Source organism: Bradyrhizobium sp. ma5 (assembly GCF_042258955.1).
Taxonomy (GTDB): domain Bacteria; phylum Pseudomonadota; class Alphaproteobacteria; order Rhizobiales; family Xanthobacteraceae; genus Bradyrhizobium.
On record NZ_CP170156.1, the window covers coordinates 1,849,639 to 1,866,780 of the forward strand.

The following is a 17,142-nucleotide window of genomic DNA, read 5'->3' on the forward strand; positions in this document are numbered from 1 at the left end:
CGCCTTCTCTCCTGGTCGTGCACCCTGAAGGTAGATAGTTTATGGCGTGGCGCGAAAGCCTAAGTCGCCGGAGGGGCTCCGGCAGAAGTCGCCGCGTTGAAGGGATGCGCGAGTCTGTCATGCGACCGAGCTGCCGCCCCAGAAGGCGATGGCAGCACCTCATGGACCTTGGACGCCAGGTGGTGCCATCGAGAGGCCCGAAGGTTGGCTGAAACACTTGCGGAGGCTCTTCGATCGATGATCGCGATCAGGCTTTCGGATCGGGGACATACGGCCGGCGGCCAGGTCACCGGCACGCCTGAAGCGGCCGACGCGATCTCCGAAACGAGATCGATGAAGCCGATCTCAGGCATAGTTGATCCGTTGGCGGCAAGCGCTGGGTTTTGGATTGCTGCGCAGCGCAGCGAATTGATCGGAGTGCCGTCTTCAGACCTTGGAAGCATAGGTGTTTGCATGCTGCACATCGAGAGCTCGAAACTTCTCCATGCCGATCTCCGGCAGCATCATTGTCGCGCCCGGACGCGTCCCCCTTGCCGCATTCGAGGACCTGGAAGCAATGCCGTCGAGGATGCGCTGACCGTGATTTCTGGACTGCCGCTGGCCGATACAGCTCTCGCGCATGCCTCGCAGCGCCCCGGATGGCCGACCGGCGCCGGCTGCTGGCTGATGCCGGCATCTCTGAAGATCGAATTGCGGCTTGGCTGTCCGCTCACGCAGTCGAGTTCGAGGCTCGCCTCGAGCACATCAAGGCTCGCGCAAGCTTCGCGGCGCAAGATGCATGACACGACTAAGTGCCGGAATCGCCGTGCAGCATTCTGGTTGACAAATCTCTCGGTTTACTCAACCTAAGGTCTAATGGGGGCATTGATGATCACGGCAGTAACGTCATCAACTGACGGCGCAACATTGGACCGTCTGGTTAATTTTGAAGTTGAGAACCTGTTTGGCGAGTTCAGCTATCGGATCCCGGTAAAGACTGACAGGCGGGTAACCGCAATCATTGCGCCAAACGGCAGCGGAAAAACTATCTGCCTCCGAATGGTTGCAGCATTGTTTGCGAGGCAGTGGTCATTCTTCACTGATCTCGAGTTTGGAACAGCGAAGTATGCTTTCGAATCTGGACGCCAAATTGTCATTCGCAGAGATCGTTTGGTGGACGACACCGATCGATCTGGCAGGCTCGGGGTTTCCATTGTAATTCAGGTCCCTGATCACAAGCCGATCCAGTGGAAGCCAGGTAATCCTGATCTAAAGGGCCGTGCTCTCTCCCCAGAACGGTACCTTCCGTTTATTACGCGCAGATCGCCAAATCTGTTTGTGCACGACCAAACGGGCGAAAGTTACACGCTCTTCGAAGCAATTGAGACGTTCGCGGAATACCTCCCGCCATCGTATCGGACCGTTGTGTACGGTGAGGAGCCCGCGGCGCTCAAAAGCCTTATTTCCAACATTGATTGCCACTTAATCGAAACGCAACGCTTGCTTATTCTTCGAGAAGAAAACGGAGACCCTTATCGACAGCGGCCGCAGCGATCGAGTTTGACGATCTCGAAGAAAGCGCAAACGCTCAAAACGATAGTCGCGCGCGAGCTCACAGCGTATGCGGCGCTATCGCAATCCCTGGATCGCACCTTCCCGAGGAGGGTGATCGAACTCGGTCAACGAGCGGTCCTGGCACCAGAGGACTTGAAGTCCAAGCTGGCAGACCTCGAGAGCAAGCGTGCGAGCCTGATGGAAGCTGGAATCCTGGATTCCGAAGCAGATACGCCCGTTACGTTACCGGAAGGTCCGCTGGAGGATGCGATCGCAAGGGTTCTAAGTGTCTACGCCAAAGACACCGTTCAAAAGCTGGATTCGTTGTCTAAGCTGCAGGCTCGAATTGAACTATTCATTGAGCTGATCAGCCAGCGCTTTTCCACGAAGTCGGTTTTAGTGTCGAAAGATACCGGCTTTAGCATATCGGGGCGCGGGGGCAGGGTGCCGCTAGAGAAGCTATCTTCAGGCGAACAGCACCAACTTGTGCTCTTCTTCGAACTGCTGTTCGAGCTGCGAGAGAACGCACTAATATTGATTGACGAACCGGAACTCTCGCTGCATGTGGCATGGCAAAAAAAATTCATTGCAGACCTGAACCGAATAATTGCGCTAAATCAGTTTGATGTAATTCTAGCTACGCATTCGCCGCCACTGGTCAGTCGCTGGACAGATTTGGTTGTGGAGCTTGGGAAGGTGGACGACGAATGATTTCGATTGCACGAGAGTTGGACTCTTACGACATCGCGCAAGAGATCAGGCAGGAGAGGCAAATTCATAAGGGGGCGTTTCTGCTCCTTGAGGGCGACAGGGACATAAAACGCTTCAGCAAGTTCGTAGATGAGAACGCTTGCTCCATCCAAAACTGCTTCGGCAGAGAGAACCTCTTGGGCGCGATTGAATTACTAATCGACGAAGGCTTTCCGGGCGTTCTCGGTTTGGCCGATGCCGACTTCGATAGGCTGAATGGTTGTTTGGCTCGCAATGAGGCCGTCATCTATTCGGAGACCCACGATTTCGATCTCGACATCTCTAGATCAGACGTGTTGCGTCGGTATCTCGACGAGGTTGCAAATCAAGAGAAGTGCGCTGTTGTCGGCGGTCATGAGGCTGTGCGCACTTGGGTCTACGACGCCTGTAGGCCACTTTCAGTCCTTCGCCATATAAGCCACACGCAGAAAATGGGGTACCGTCTGGACCGCATCAATCACGGCGACATTTGTGTTGATTGGGTCATCGATGTCAGACTTCTGGTCGAGCACGTCTCTACGGGACGCTACGCTGTTGAGCAGCGGAAACAGGAGATGAGCAGGCGGATCAACAATCACCTCGCCGGTCGCATTGACGACGAGCAATTGACAAACGGGCACGATTTCTTCGCAATGTTAGGGTTGGCACTGCAAGATAAATTCGGGAATCGACGCCCTGCCCAAGCCTGGGCTTCGGAGGTCGAGATGCATTTCCGTTTGGCATTTTCAGAAGATGATTTTGTGGGAACAAACCTGTTCCTTGCAATCCTGATTTGGCAGGACGAAAATAAGCCGTATTTGATTCTGAAGGCGTCCTTGATCGCGCGAGATCCAAGAAATTTCTCGTCTTAGGGATCGACTGGCGGACGCCTCTCAACCACGACAGTTCAAGGTCGCCGATTGGCTGGGGTACCGCCACCGGCGGTCGAAACCTCGCCGTCCGATCGAGCAGGTCACCACGGCCAGCTAAGAGCCCGCAACGTCGCCCTCGCCACGCGCGGTCAATCTTTTCAGGTGCGCAACGGCAATGAACTACTGCATGCTGGATGTGTGCAAAACACATCAAGTTAGATATTAGGCATTACTTCAGGGCACGCGGAGCAACAGGCGCAGTCCCGCTAGGACGCGTACTCATAAATTTCGACAGCGTCCGCTTCGCCCCCGATAGTGACCACCATTGCGCTGGCGCAGCAAAAGACGCGAAGAGCCAGGTTGGGACATCCGGCACTCGTCAGGTCTTTGTAGTCGTCCTACTCGCCGCCGAAGAGGCCGGCATGACTTTGACGCCGTACTGGCGCCGGCGCCGCCGATTCCAAAAGAATTTCGGAAGGAAGAACAGCAGCAGTGCGACCCGACCGGCACAACGATGACCACCGCGAGAACAAATGGTACCACCGTATCTGTTAGCCCCGTATAGAGAAACATTACGACCCGGTTGTTCCGGAGGAAGCTAATTATCTCGTCCGAAAGACCTTCACGCGGCGGATCTGGGAATACCGGCCGCGGGCGCTCTAGCATGGTTGCGCGGGCGAGCGGAATTCCCGCATCCGGTTGCCTACGGGAAGCCTTCGCTTCGTCCTCTTCTTCCTCTTCTCTCCCGGGCTCTTCTTGCTCGCCATTTTCCATGTCAATACCTCACGCGTGCCGCCAAGCATACTGAGCAAGGTGAAAGATTCTTGTCTGAAGCAACTGCGACTTTCTCAGAAACAGCCAGAGCAATAAGGTCGCAGACAGCAAGAACAACGTCGGATGGTTGGCAAAAGACGTCAGCCACGGTGCTGCCCAACCGGGGCCGAATCTCTCTTTGACCGCCAAGTTCAGGACGGGTGCTAACCAATGATCCGGCGAAAGCATCGAGAGCAGCCAAGACGTCCACGTGCCAATGATGCTTTGCCAGAAGGAGAGGTCTCTGATTCCGTCGATTACCGGTGAGAGCAGCCAAGACGTCCGAGCGCCAATGATGCTTTGCCAGAAGGAAAGGCCTCTGATCCCGTCGAATACCGGCAACAGTGCTAGAATTGCCGAAGAGGACACCGTCGCAAAGTAAGCAAATCTCCGCCGCCATATCGCATTCCTGACAGTCTTCATCTCCTTTTTTCGGCCCTCAATCTCTTGGTGTGTCTCCTCAGGCCTGCTCAACGGCCCTCCTGATAGAGTACCGAGGGCATCTAGGTAGATTTGGACGAGCGGGAGCCCAAGCCGCTCGGCGATGGCAAACAGCTCCATCATGCTGAGATGTTCGACAGAAATTTCTCCCCGACCCCCACAAGGTTTTCCGATAGGTACAATAAGATTGTGCGTTGAGCCTGGATATCCGCTTGCGGTGGCGTGTCACTTGTTGGGGACTTTGCGAGCAAATACCTGGTTGGAAACGAGGTTGGCGCGTAGGCAACTCGGCGACCGCTGATGCGGGCCCAAGCAGCAGCATGAACGACTGGAATAGCTACTTGTACGCCGTGCTCCGGATCGTTGCACAGATCGTCAACATTTCGTGGACCATAAGGATAATAGCCGGCAAGACTTGCGCGCGAACTATATTGACGGCCATGGGCGTCACAGCGAGCATCTACCTGCGCCATATGGTCCGGCAGGAACCTCGCTCCGACAAGGACAGCCTCCCGCATGATCCACTGCAGCGTGACATAGGCAAGCCCGTCGTCCGGGTAGCCGCCGCCCACATTGGCGTGCACACCGGCGAACCAGACCTGCATCAGCCGTTCGGGCTCCACGCTGGGATCTGTCCATAGCACAGGGCGGAATGTGGGCCTTTCATCATCAAGCGATAGCGCATGACAAGCACGCCGCACATCATCGGGAAATTTGCGGTCGGCGAGCGTCATCGGACACAGCCACTTGTCGATCGCCACCTTGAGTTCGTCGATCGGCATGCCGTACGCATCGACTGTGTCCCACAACTCCGATGAAATCAATCTCGGGATATATCTGAGTCCGGATGCGTGGAGCCCCAGGCGACGATCAGAGCGACCGGTTTGCCACGAATCTGGAAGCAGGCAACCGGTCTGCCACCTCTTCCACCAGAAAACGCGTGGCAGCAAACGCGCTTTCTTCCACTTTCGCCGGTTCGACTCAAACAAGCGCAGCCATAATCCATAAATATTCCAACGCGTCGCGGGTGTAGCGGTGGCGCGCTTTGCTGCGTCGCGCTTGTATTCCGTATAGGCGTGCTCGACGTAATCGGTGAGCAGGTGTTCGTTCGGCGCCTTCACGATGATTCCACAGCGCAAAATGAGGTCCGCCAAAATCCGAACTGTGAATGCGCCGCGGCTGAAACCGAAAAGAAAGATGCGGTCGCCATCATCATAGTTGCGACAAAGGAACTGATAAGCGTGCTTAACGTTGCGCGCGAGACCGATACCGAAGGCGCCACCCAACGCGCGTAGCGGCTTGAAGGTCTCCGTCCCCACGCCGTCAGTATAGAATGCGATCTGATCGAACCCGGTCTGGTCGATCGCTTGATAAAGTCGCCAAACGTTGGTCTTGAACGGACTGGCCGCGGCGTTGCCCGTGCCGTCGGCTAGCAGAAAAATGCTCTTGGCCATGACCTCGCCTCCCAGCCGAGGCAGTCTGCTCAACAATACCTCTGATTGCCGTGCGAGAACAAGCCAATCGCTTTGGCATTTCTTCCAGTCTGGAGCCGACGGGAAACTGAGCTTGGCCGGTCGAAGGGCGACTTTCATTGATATCAGGTACGGGTCATTCTCGACGGTTTCGGCAGGGGTTGTCGGTTGGTTGATGTCCGCTTCTGCCCCCGAAGCGCCATGAGGACCGGGATAGGTTGCTTTCGGCCAGACCGCCGTGATTCAAACTCCCGAACTGGGAGCTCGATCATGCGCTATGAACTCGCGGATTATGAATGGGCTGCCATCAAGCCCATGCTGCCGAACAAGCCGCGTGGCGTTCCACGGGTTAACGACCGCCGCGTCCTCAATGGCATCTTCTGCGTCTTGCGCTCCGGAGCACCTTGGCGTGATCTGCCCGAGGCGTTTGGTCCGTACACCACCTGCTACAAGGCTATTATTTTGATCGTTTGAAGAGTGTTGCCATACCCAACATGCAGCGCTTGCAGGCTGCGTTCGGTGTTGCAGGCATGGAAGTACTTTACACGACGATCGAAAATCTCACAAAGGATGGTCGTGATAGTGGTCTGAACTACAAGATCGTGGGCTTCAACGTCCCGAGAGGCTCATGGGATGGCAAGGTCATTGACAGCTTGCGCCCGGCGATGACGAAATCGTGCTGCCGAAATCATCTTCGAGCGTCTTTGTATCCAGAAATATCGATTACCTGCTGCGCTATCTTGGCGTCAGGCAGCTGGTATTGGCCGGGGTGGTTACCGACGAGTGCGTGGAATCTGCCGTACGGGACGCGTGTGACCTTGGCTATTTCGTGACGCTTGTGCCAGATGCCTGCGCCACCTACAGCCAGGAGCGCCACGACAACAGTTTGCGGGTAACTGAGGGGTATTGCCGGTGTACACAAACCCATTGTTTCAGGAGATCGGTGCTGCTTGCTTATCTGCGGCGCCCGGCAACGGGCGCTCAAGTGACAGCATCGCTCATTTCCTCTCGGTGCACCTCAAGCAAAGCGCGGCATTGGCTGGACGAAACCCGACGCAAAATAGGGAATATTCGGGGGCGGGTCGAGCCGGGGCAGCAGCGGGGGCACGCCCGGTTTAGCGTCGGAGCGTGAGCCGCGACGACGCCCGGAAGGAAAGGCATCGCCGCGGCCCGCCCTCGACGAGGACGCTTGGGCGCGGGCCGCGCCGAAGGAGCCTGGTCGCCCGCTGTGGGTGTTGTTTCGATTGTCGCGGACACTCGCTCACTTGTCCGCGCCCGGACTTGCCGGGTGACGGAACCACTCGCCGCGAGGCGACCGGCCCGAACTCATGCGCTGAGCAGCCACTTCTCATCCTCTCCGTCGATGAGCAGCTGCATCAGCTCGTCGTTGTCCAGCTCCTCGTCAGTCAGACCGAAGGACACGTAAACGCACTCGCTTCCGTCGGCCTCCCTGACCACGATCACGTGGCCGATCTCCTACTGACCGGGCGCGCGGACGGCGGTGTGCACGCGCGTCAGAGCGACGAAAGTCTCCTGCGCGGCCTCAACGCGACGGGAGGAACTTTTTCCCGTGAAACAGGTTTATGCCAGCATATTCCAGCATGGCGTCAGCTGAAGGAATGTAACCGATCGAAACCCCTAGTCGGCAATCGTCCCATGCCGATGAAGATTGTTATGCTAGTCATCGAAGGTTGATGACTTTTGGCGTGCCGCTAGCGCAAATTGCATGCTGCAAATCAAGCAATCGCCGGCTGATTTCTGCGCGCCAACCCCGATAAAGGCCCACTTCGGATCCGTTCCCAGATCTGCCATCTCGCTGTCTGCCAACCGCACCACAGCGCGCCAAGCACTGTCCGATGATCGGTCTATCAACGCCTCGAGAAACTTGGCGGGCGAGCCCATGTACCTGAGATTGCGGTCCGGGTAGCGCTTGTTATAGCTGTCCCCCAAACAATGAATATTGTCGACATCGAGGGACAACAAGTCCTCAGCGGTCTGGGTGTTGGCGGACAGATAGCGAGCCACTTGCTGACCGTACTCCATTAGCCCGGACGAAATTCCCGCTTGGCTGGCACGCTCAACCCGAGCAACTGAAGCTTTTCGTCAATGCGGGCTGGACGAATAGGTTGAGACGTGATTCCGCGGTCGGCCTCGCGAGATGGTCCGGCCGAGTGCTCCCATTCATCAATGAATCTAGGCGGATTCGATCGCATGGAATCCAGGTGAGCAGCAAACTCGGCCACCTGCGCGTGTCCATCGTCCCGAGAGGTCTCGTGCCGTGCGCTCAGTCGTGAAATGCAGCCACCCATTTCTGCCTCTCGGTAAAGGCAACCCGACCGGGCTCGCCACGAGCTCACCCGCAAGGGCCGATTTGGAGTCGTGATCGCGCATTGAGCGCAGTCTTAGCGATCTGCGCAAGCAATCCCGGGGGAGGCAAGCAATAGGCCGCACCACTAGAAAGTAATACAAAACCGAAGTCAGCGCTAAATGTCTAGTCCCGGCATTTGCTGGAACGGATTGAGGATGAATCGTTCGGGCTCTCTTGTCCAGGCTTTGCAGATGTATTCGTAGGGCGTGAGGCCCTTCAGGGTCTTCAGCCGCCGAGCCTAGTTGTAGGCGTTTACGAAGTCGGCAAGGTGTGCTTCGAGCTGAGCGTGTCGATCGTAATGGTAGCGCTGGACCGTCGCTTCCTTGATCGTGCGGTTCATGCGCTCGACCTGCCCATTGGTCCAGGGATGCTTGATCTTGGTCAGCCGATGTTCGATGCCATTCTCTTGGCAGCGCATATCGAACATGTGTGTCACGTATCTTGCCGTCGGGCCGTCGGCGTAGCGCGGTGCGAAAGTGAACTGGATCCCATTGTCGGTGAGAACCGTATGGATCTTATAGGGGACAGCCGCAATCAGAGCTTCGAGGAAGGCCGAGGCGGAGGTCCTTCCCGTCTTCCTAGCCAGTTGCACGAAGGCGAACTTGCTGGTGCGATCGATGGCGACGTAGAGGTAGAGCTTGCCTTCGGCGGTCTGGAGCTCAGCAATGTCGATGTGAAAATAATCGATCGGATATTTGCTTAAAGCCTTACGACTCCTCTGGCGAGATTGTTGTAAGGAGCGATGCTAAATTGAGCCAGGTAAACAGTTAGGCTCGGGGCCACTCCATACCGGCGCGAACCCCACAAACAGTCTCACCAGCTTGCAAGGTCTCTTCGACCAGACGAACCTTCTCGTCGTACTCCATCGGCGCCGACGCTCGGCGCCCAGTACCTTCACCTGCATTCGCTGCGTGACCTTAAAGCTAGACTTAAGGTCACATCCTCAGAAAGACGGACAAACTACACAAGGCGGCCGCCACCGGAGGGAGACTACCAGCGCGGCGTCTTGCAGGACTTCTCACGGCCCGGCAAGACAGCCGACAATGCCTTCATCGAGGCCTTCAACGGTCGCTTCCCCGCCGAATGCCTTAACGCCCATTGGTTCACGTCCGTTGCGGACGCCCATCCAAAGTGAGGATTGGCTCAGATACTACAACAAAGAGCAGCCCCATGGGGCGATCGACAATCGACCGCTGATTTCGCTGCAAAACCACGTCGGCGCAACCAGCCCGCCAACGTGATTAGAGGCGCAAGACTCTCGTTCTCGGTGGTCAAAGAAAACGCAAAGCGGATGCCACGATCCGTAGGAAGCCGCGACGCATGCATACACCTGTCGCGAATATAGCGAAGCCAGGACCCGTGGCATGCTACTGCCTCCGCGCTCGTACCACGGCCCACGCCCAGAACTACCGTCCCGTTAATTGGTTACCTCACGAAGATGGGCGCGCGTCTGGATTCAATTGTCTAAAGCGGCTCACCGTCACTACCACACCTGTACGTATTCTAACCCTGTCTATTTTAGTAGCTGCACAAGCGACGTAGCGAGTGGTTTAACTCGCTTTAACGGCGCCCGCTTTAGCCGGCAAAGATTACGTTGAGGTGACCATGTCGCTCGTTGCTCATGAACTGTCACGGCCGCTATCCGGTCGGAAGGAGCTATATGAGGTTGGGGAAATTCCGCCGCTCGGACATGTTCCCGAACGCATGTACGCGTGGGCCATACGCCGAGAGCGCCACGGGCCACCGGAGACCTCGATGCTGGTCGAAGTGGTATCAACCTGGCCGATCGCGGAAGACGAGGTACTGGTGTTCGTGATGGCGGGTGGCGTCAACTACAACGGAGTCTGGGCCGCGCTGGGTAAGCCGATCTCACCATTCGACGAGCACAATGTCTCTTACCATATTGCTGGCTCAGACGCGTCCGGAGTGGTGTGGGCGGTAGGCACCAAGGTGCGGCGTTGGAAGGTCGGAGACGAGGTTATTGTCCACTGCAACCAGGACGACGGCGACGACGAGGAGTGCAATGGCGGCGAGCCGCTGTTGTCGTCCTCCCAACGAATCTGGGGACACGAGACTCCCGACGGCTCGTTCGCCCAGTTCTGCCGTGTGCAGTCGCGACAGCTGATGCCAAAACCGGGGCATTTGACCTGGGAGGAGTCGGCTTGCTACACGCTAACACTCGCCACAGCCTACCGTATGCTTTTCGGACACGCGCCGCACACTATCAAGCCGGGCGATAACGTGTTGGTATGGGGAAGCGCGGGCGGGCTCGGGGTATTCGCGGTCCAGCTTGCCGCCGTTTCTGGCGCCAACGCGATTGGCATCGTCTCGGAAGCGAGTAAAACCGAGTACGTGATCGCGCTCGGCGCCAAAGGTGTCATTAACCGCAACGACTTCAACTGCTGGGGCGCCATGCCGATGGTAAACTCACCCCAGTATAACACCTGGATCAAAGAGGCTCGGCGGTTCGGCGGGGCAATCAGGGATGTCACCGGAAGGCGTGACGTCGACATCGTATTCGAGCATCCAGGTGAGCAGACATTCCCTGTCTCGACCCTGGTCGTTAAGCGCGGCGGCATGGTGGTGTTCTGCGGCGGCACCACAGGGTTCAACCTCACGTTTGACGCGCGCTACGTCTGGATGCGCCAGAAACGAATCCAGGGTTCGCATTTTGCGAATCTCAAGCAAGCCAGCGCAGCGAATCGGTTCGTGCTCGATCGTCGCGTCGCGCCCTGCATGAGCGAGGTATTCTCGTGGGATGATATCGCTCGAGCCCACACCAAGATGTGGAAGAACCTGCAAAAGCCGGGGAACATAGCCGTCCTAGTCAATGCCCCACGTGTCGGCCTGCGCAATTTCGAGGATACCATCAGGGCGGTCGGGACCTGACCGGCAGCCACCGTTGCGCTTGCCCGAGTTGCCACGTACGAAGTGACGTAAAGCTCATCCGCCTTTGCTGGAGTAGTTGTTTCCATCGTTAGTCTGAATGGTGATGTGACGTTGCTGTCCTGCCGACGAATAGTCTGGCGGACCTCGAGGATGGGATAGTTGAGCAGTTGCCGATAGTCGATGGCCCACCTGCTCTACTGCTCGGGAGCAGCACAGAGAAATAAAGAGCGCAGCGCTGCTGGCTACCACGGAAACTACTACCTTTCTGCGCGGCGGCGGTGCCTCCTCGCGTCCGATCCAACGAGCCATCCGTTACTCAACGGCCCGCCAGATTTCCCGCTGGACTTGGTAACTCGAACCAAGCAGGAGCCGCTCTATCGCCTGAATGGCGATCTGGACCCTCTTCATTCCGCTCCAATCCGCGAAAAGGGTTTCACCGCGGAATAAGCAGCCATCGTTCTCAGGGCGACGCTAAAAAAGCCGTCAGATACGATCAGTTTGGAGATGGCGGCCGCGCGGCGTTGGATTCCTTGGATCTGTGCTTATACCGGTGCCCGGGTCAACGAGATCACTCCGCTGACGGGGCATGACTTCTTCATGCGAGATGGCATCCCGATGATCCGGATCCGAGCCGGAAACAGCAAGACACGAAAATTTCGCGAGGTCCCGATCCACAGCGATCTGCTCGGGCAGGGCCTGTTCAGGTTCGCAAAGGCGAGGGGAGTCCGACCGCTCTTCTACGACCCCAAGCGCAGCCGCGGCGGAAAGGACTCCAATCCCCACTACAAGAAGGTGGGCGAGAGGCTTGCGGAGTGGGTCTGCTCTCTAGGTGTCAACGATCCTCGCGTTCAGCCAAATCACGGCTGGCGCCATCGCTTCAGCTCTGTGGCGCGGTTAAGTTTGTTGAGTTCGCCGAGGGCGATCGTCACACCGAATGATGCTAGGAAGCTCATCGTTCGGAATAAAGAGTGGCAGCAAGCCAACGTTTTGATCGTCATGTCGGTACCATTCGTACCGATATGACGCGGTTGGATCACATAGTTCTAAAGGCTTCCGAAAATCGTCCGTTTCGTACAAACTTCGCGGGCCAATTATGAAAGTTATCTGTCAACCTCGGGCTTGCGAGTGGCGGATATGCCGCCTCGCACTGTTCCGCTCGCGGAAAGCTATTGGGGGACGAAGATGGCTCGTCGAAGTTTAGCGGCTTGCCTGCCTTCGAAGAGTTGGAGGACTTTTTCATGAAACTGGCAAAGAGCCTTTTGCTTGGTTCTACGGCGGGGTTGTTCGCGCTCGGCGGCGCTGTCCAGGCAGCTGATCTGCCCGTTAAGGCGAAAGCCATTGAATACATTAAGATATGCTCACTGTACGGTCCTGGATTTTACTACATACCGGGCACGGACACCTGCCTCAAGCTCGGTGGCTACACGCGCGGCTGGTATACATTCAATAACAACGGTATGGGAATTAATCCTGATTACGGCGCGGGCGGTGCTGGCAATCGATTTGCTAACAGCTACACATGGAGAGCGCGAGAGCTCATAGACATTGATACGCGCACCGCGACGGAATACGGAACGGTCCGCACTTTCGCCGAGCTTGTCTTTAACTGGACGAGCGGGACCTATAATGGGCTCGGCAATGGTTCGACTGTCTACCAGTCTATCGGTGGCGTTTCAGCGCCAAACAACGCGAATCCCGGCGCCGTAGCTGGTGGTACAGTGGGTGTCTGGTTCGCCTTCATCCAATTCGCTGGCTTCACGATGGGAGAGGCCATCTCCCAGTTTTCTACGCCTTGGGGTGAATATCCTGGCAACTACACTGAGCTGCCGGGCAGCAGCTCTTGGCAACCTGTCAATCAGTTCTCCTACACCGCTGACTTTGGTCAGGGCGTCACGCTCTCGGTGTCTGCCCAAGATCAGGTCGCAAGTACCCAGGGCGGCCTATGGAATGTGAGTGTCGCCTCGGCAGGAGGTATCGCCGCCGGCGTCTACGGAGGAAACAATTACGCTGGTACGGCCGCTCCAGATTTCATTGCGTCGCTGCGCGTGGACCAGGCCTGGGGTCTGTTCCAAGCGTCCGTTGCCGCGCACGACAACCATGCCGCCTACTACGGCGGGACAGAGTTGACCGGCCATCCAGATGATAAGTGGGGCTGGGCTGGTCAGTTGGCCTTGTCGATCAAGAACATACCGACTGGCCCCGGCGACTCCGTCAACATTACGGGCGTATATGCAAACGGTGCAGGTCGATATGTCTTTAACCAGGACATGGTGAGCAATTTCGCACGCTACGGTAAGGCAACCTTAGCTGGCGCTTACCAAAGCGTCGGAATTGCCGGGCTCTCCGATTCCGTATTCGTTGCGGGCTCCGAACAAGAACTGACAACCGCTTACGGCTTCAACGGAGCGTTTAATCACAATTGGGATCCGCATTGGACCACCAGTATTTTCGGTGGCGTTGGCGTCGTGCGCTATAACAACACAGCCAAGGGCTACATCTGTGGCGCATTCGTTGCCAATCTAGCTCTCTCGAGCGGATTGGGGGGCTGCAATCCTAACTTTGACTATGCGATCGTCGGTACAAAGACTGCATGGACTCCGGTAAAGGGGCTGACCTTCGGAGTGGAGCTCGACTACAGCAGGATCCACCAAAACTTCGCGGACGGAAGCACGGTAATGCTGCCAGTTCAAGCGGGGATTGGAAAGCCGGCTGCAGTGTATCAGCTGAGGAACCAAGACAGCTTCGAACTTCAGATCATTGCCCAACGCAACTTCTAAGTCGCAACAAGAGAGAAGTGTCTCTTTAGTTCGGCCTTCAAGAAGGCCTCCGGCATGCCCGCCGGAGGTCTCATTCTGTTTTAGACCTAGTACGCTTGTCCCTGAAGCTAGCGTCGCGCCACTGTTAATGCTATTTGTTAGGGACCAGTTGTGTATGCGATATCGAATATCCCGCGCGCGGCAGGTTTGCCAACGAAGTTAGAGGCATTCAAATTGAGCGAGCAATCGTGGTTACATCAATCAGACGCAGCCAGGCAATCTCGCCGCCTGTCGTCCGAGGGGAAATACCCAGCAATTCAATCGATTTTGGCGCCGCCGCAAAAGTCTCCCTCCGGTGGCGGCCGCCTTGTGTAGTTTGTCCGTCTTTCTGAGGATGTGACCTTAAGTCTAGCTTTAAGGTCACGCAGCGAATGCAGGTGGCCGAGCGTCGGCGCCGATGGAGTTACGACGAGAAGGTTCGTCTGGTCGAAGAGACCTCGCAAGCTGGTGAGACTGTTTGTGGGGTTCGCGCCGGTATGGAGTGGCTCCGAGCCTAACTGTTTACTTGGCGTCGGCAGGCGCCCAGGACTGCTTATGTGGCGGGACGTGCCGGCTCTTGTTCCTGTCGAGATCGCTTCAGCGCCAGCTCCGACATTGATGGAGGTGCCGCAATCGTCGTCTTCGCCTCCTGCGCAGCGCGCAAGGGCCGGAATCATCGAGATCGAGCTAGGCGGCTGTCGCGTGCGCGTTGACCGTGACGTGGACACTCAGGCACTGCAACGGGTTCTTGAGCTTCTGAGACGGCGATGATCCCGATCCCGAGCGGCGTCAGGGTCTGGATCGCCACTGGCCACACGGACATGCGCCGCGGCATGCGAAGCCTGACGCTTACGGTCCAGGAAAGCCTGAAGCGCGATCCGCATGCGGGCGATCTCTACATCTTCCGGGGGCGCAGGGGCGATCTGGTCAAGATCCTGTGGCACGATGGCATCGGACTGTCGCTCTACGCCAAGGCCTTGGCCGCGGGAAGTTCATATGGCCTTCGGCGGCGGCCGGCGCGATATCGATCTCAGCGGCACAGATGCCTATATGCTGGAAGGAATCGACTGGCGGAATCCGCAACTGACCTGGCGGCCGCGGAGTGCGGGCTGAGGGAAGAAACTGCGGTTGTGCGGGAATTTTGGGGAGTCCCATCGCGCCCGATCGGTGATTCACTGCCTCGCATGAATGCTGATCGCGACGCTGCTACCGATGACGTTGCCGCCCTGAAACAAGCTCTGGCGGTCGAACGTGCGAAGGGTTCGGCGATCGCTGCTGAGCTCGCGGTCGCCCGCGCAAAAGTATCGCAAGACGAGGCGCTGATCGTCCAGCAGAAGCTAAGGTGATCGAGACGGTCCGGGAAAATCTCCTGCCGCGACTGCGAGAAGATCGTAAGCGGCAAAGAGACCCCGTCTGGCGGAGTGGGTGAGCGATCGGCTATCGGCGCTGAGTTTGTGAGCCGATGTGAGCTTCTATGTCTGCGCCTAGTTCTGGAACTAGAACCTTCCATATGATCGAAGCGGTCGCCGACCGTCTTGAGGGAGCGCCGCGTCAGCTTCGCCGACGCTGGTCGGACGAGTTCAAGGCGCGGCGATCGCCCGCCGGATCGGCATTCACCCGTCGCAGCTGTCCGCCTGGCGCCGTGATGCTCGGGCCGAGCGGCATTATCGCTCGCGGCCCTCGAGTTGCGAGGGTGTGGTGGCTTCTGTGGCAGGCGCGGTGATCGAAATTGCGATTGGCGAGGTGGTCGTGCGCGCCGGCGTGGATGTTGACGAGGCGCACTTGCAGCGGGTGATCCGGGCGGTCCGTTCGGCATGATCCCCTCTGGTGTGAAGGTGTTCCTCGTCAGCCATCCAGTCGACTTCCGCAAGGGTATCGATGGCCTTGTTGCGCTTGTGCGCGATGCCGGTTCAGATCCGTTCGACGGTGCGCTTTATGTCTTCCGGGCCAAAAGAGCCGACAGAATAAAGATCGTATGGTGGGATGGCTCCGGGTGTGCCTCTATTTAAAACGTCTTGAAAAGGCGAAGTTCTGCTGGCCGCGAATCGGGCATCATCGGGTGCAGATGAATCCTGCGCAGTTGATGGCACTGGTGGATGGAATGGACTGGAAGCGGGTCCGGACCGTGGCGGTCAAGCCGCCGGAGATTGTTGGGTAAAAGCGCTGCGGCGAAGTGAATCAGTGAGCTGAAAAGGCAAGAGAACCGGGGCAAAATGTGCTCTGGTCGGGCCAATGACGCCGCCCGATCTCAACCTCCCGAATGACGTCGAGACGCTGAGAGCCATGGTGCATGCCATGGCCGAGAAAGCGGCCCGCGCCGATGCTCTGGAGAGCGAAGTCGCCGATCTCAGGGCGCGCAACGCCGATGACGATGCGCGCATCGAGCGGCTGACGCAGATCCTGAAGGCCTTCGACCGCGTCCGGTTCGGCCGACGATCGGAAAAGCTCGGCTCTGCGAACGGTAACGATGAACAGCAGACCTTTGTCTTCGAGGAAATCGAGACCGGCATCGCTGCGATCAAGGCCCAGGTCAGCAAGGCCGTGAGCAGGCGGACGGCAAGCGTGCACTGCGTCGGCGCAAGGGCTTTGCGCCCCATCTGGAACGGATCGAAACGGTCATTGAGCCGGAAGAGCTGGCTGAGCATGCCGGCAAGCAGAAGGTGCTGATCGGCGAGGACGTGTCGGACCGTCTGGATGTGGTGCCGGTGAAGTTCCGTGTGATCGTTACGCGCCGTCCCAAGTACGCGTTCAAGAACGAGGACGGCGTGATCCAGGCGCCGGCCCCGGCCCATATCATTGAAGGAGGCATTCCGACGGAAGCGCTTCTGGCCCAGATCGCCGTCGCCAAATATGCCGATGCGCTCTACCGGCAGGAGGCCACCTACGCCCGCGACAAGGTCGAACTCGACCGCCAGCTGATGGCGCAATGGATGGGCAAGCTCGGCTTCGAGCTGGAGATCGTGGCCGACTACGTCTTCAGCGAGGTCAAGAAGGCCGAACGGGTCTTTGCCGACGAAACCACCTTGCCTACGCTCGCTCCCGGCTCCGGATCGACGAAAACGGCCTACTTATGGGCCTATGCCAGAGATGACCGAACCTTTGGCCGCAGCGGTCCCCCGATGGTGGCCTATCGCTTCGAAGACAGCCGCTCCGGCGAATGCGCGGTCCGCCATCTCAATGGTTATCGGGGCATCCTGCAAGCGGATGTGTGTGGACGCCCCAGTAAATGC

Annotated in this window: 10 protein-coding genes and 7 pseudogenes; 12 read left to right on the forward strand and 5 right to left on the reverse strand. The window is 57.7% G+C overall.

The annotated features are described in order from the left end of the window. The first annotated feature begins 237 nt into the window (after positions 1-237). The 3 genes from ACE103_RS08635 to ACE103_RS08645 are packed head-to-tail and all read left to right on the forward strand — an operon-like array spanning position 238 to position 3,134. Positions 238-849 (forward strand): hypothetical protein, encoded by a 612-nt coding sequence (locus ACE103_RS08635; RefSeq protein WP_375779086.1) that lies wholly within the window; start codon positions 238-240, stop codon positions 847-849. An 18-nt stretch (positions 850-867) separates the two neighbouring features. Continuing rightward, on the forward strand, positions 868-2,244 hold the full coding sequence (locus tag ACE103_RS08640; RefSeq protein WP_375779087.1) for an AAA family ATPase: 1,377 nt from the start codon (positions 868-870) through the stop codon (positions 2,242-2,244). Continuing rightward, positions 2,241-3,134, forward strand: a complete 894-nt coding sequence (locus ACE103_RS08645) for a hypothetical protein (protein ID WP_375779088.1) — start codon at positions 2,241-2,243, stop codon at positions 3,132-3,134. Before ACE103_RS08640 ends, ACE103_RS08645 begins: the two co-directional genes overlap by 4 nt. A gap of 783 nt (positions 3,135-3,917) precedes the next feature. On the opposite strand, the gene ACE103_RS08650 is transcribed toward ACE103_RS08645, so the two are convergent. Together ACE103_RS08650 and ACE103_RS08655 are read right to left on the reverse strand one after the other, a co-directional pair. Further along, positions 3,918-4,511, reverse strand: coding sequence for a hypothetical protein (locus tag ACE103_RS08650; protein ID WP_375779089.1), 594 nt, complete (start codon positions 4,509-4,511; stop codon positions 3,918-3,920). Next, positions 4,508-5,842, reverse strand: a complete 1,335-nt coding sequence (locus tag ACE103_RS08655; RefSeq protein ID WP_375779090.1) for a DUF2235 domain-containing protein — start codon at positions 5,840-5,842, stop codon at positions 4,508-4,510. The genes ACE103_RS08650 and ACE103_RS08655 overlap by 4 nt, the downstream gene beginning before the upstream one ends. Positions 5,843-6,130: 288 nt before the next feature. On the opposite strand from ACE103_RS08655, the pseudogene ACE103_RS08660 reads away from it, so the two are divergent. Next, positions 6,131-6,322, forward strand: a pseudogene (locus ACE103_RS08660) (transposase); the annotation flags it as partial. Next, positions 6,313-6,785, forward strand: a pseudogene (locus ACE103_RS08665) (isochorismatase family cysteine hydrolase); the annotation flags it as partial. The pseudogenes ACE103_RS08660 and ACE103_RS08665, both read left to right, overlap by 10 nt. Positions 6,786-7,186: 401 nt before the next feature. Here the strand turns inward: ACE103_RS08665 and ACE103_RS08670 are convergent. The 3 genes and pseudogenes from ACE103_RS08670 to ACE103_RS08680 form a co-directional block, all read right to left on the reverse strand. Then, the gene (locus ACE103_RS08670) at positions 7,187-7,324 is read right to left on the reverse strand and encodes a hypothetical protein (protein WP_375779091.1); all 138 of its coding nucleotides are present in this window, start codon (positions 7,322-7,324) and stop codon (positions 7,187-7,189) included. A 213-nt stretch (positions 7,325-7,537) separates the two neighbouring features. Further along, positions 7,538-7,885, reverse strand: a complete 348-nt coding sequence (locus tag ACE103_RS08675) for a hypothetical protein (protein WP_375779092.1) — start codon at positions 7,883-7,885, stop codon at positions 7,538-7,540. A gap of 458 nt (positions 7,886-8,343) precedes the next feature. After that, positions 8,344-8,940, reverse strand: a pseudogene (locus ACE103_RS08680) (integrase core domain-containing protein); the annotation flags it as partial. 279 nt (positions 8,941-9,219) lie between these two features. Here ACE103_RS08680 and ACE103_RS08685 point away from each other — a divergent pair. From ACE103_RS08685 to ACE103_RS08715, 7 genes and pseudogenes are all read left to right on the forward strand, one after another. Then, positions 9,220-9,469 (forward strand): annotated as a pseudogene (locus ACE103_RS08685) (transposase); the annotation flags it as partial. A gap of 364 nt (positions 9,470-9,833) precedes the next feature. After that, entirely contained in the window at positions 9,834-11,117 is a 1,284-nt protein-coding gene (gene ccrA / locus ACE103_RS08690; RefSeq protein WP_375779093.1) for a crotonyl-CoA carboxylase/reductase, read from the forward strand. A gap of 498 nt (positions 11,118-11,615) precedes the next feature. Next, the gene (locus ACE103_RS08695; protein WP_375779094.1) at positions 11,616-12,140 is read left to right on the forward strand and encodes a hypothetical protein; all 525 of its coding nucleotides are present in this window, start codon (positions 11,616-11,618) and stop codon (positions 12,138-12,140) included. 215 nt (positions 12,141-12,355) lie between these two features. Next, on the forward strand, positions 12,356-13,894 hold the full coding sequence (locus ACE103_RS08700) for a porin (RefSeq protein ID WP_375779095.1): 1,539 nt from the start codon (positions 12,356-12,358) through the stop codon (positions 13,892-13,894). Between the two features lie 851 nt (positions 13,895-14,745). Then, positions 14,746-14,844: pseudogene (gene tnpB, locus ACE103_RS08705) on the forward strand (IS66 family insertion sequence element accessory protein TnpB); the annotation flags it as partial. A gap of 882 nt (positions 14,845-15,726) precedes the next feature. Further along, positions 15,727-16,070 (forward strand): annotated as a pseudogene (gene tnpB, locus ACE103_RS08710) (IS66 family insertion sequence element accessory protein TnpB). 74 nt (positions 16,071-16,144) lie between these two features. After that, positions 16,145-17,139, forward strand: a pseudogene (locus tag ACE103_RS08715) (IS66 family transposase); the annotation flags it as partial. Positions 17,140-17,142 lie beyond the last annotated feature (3 nt).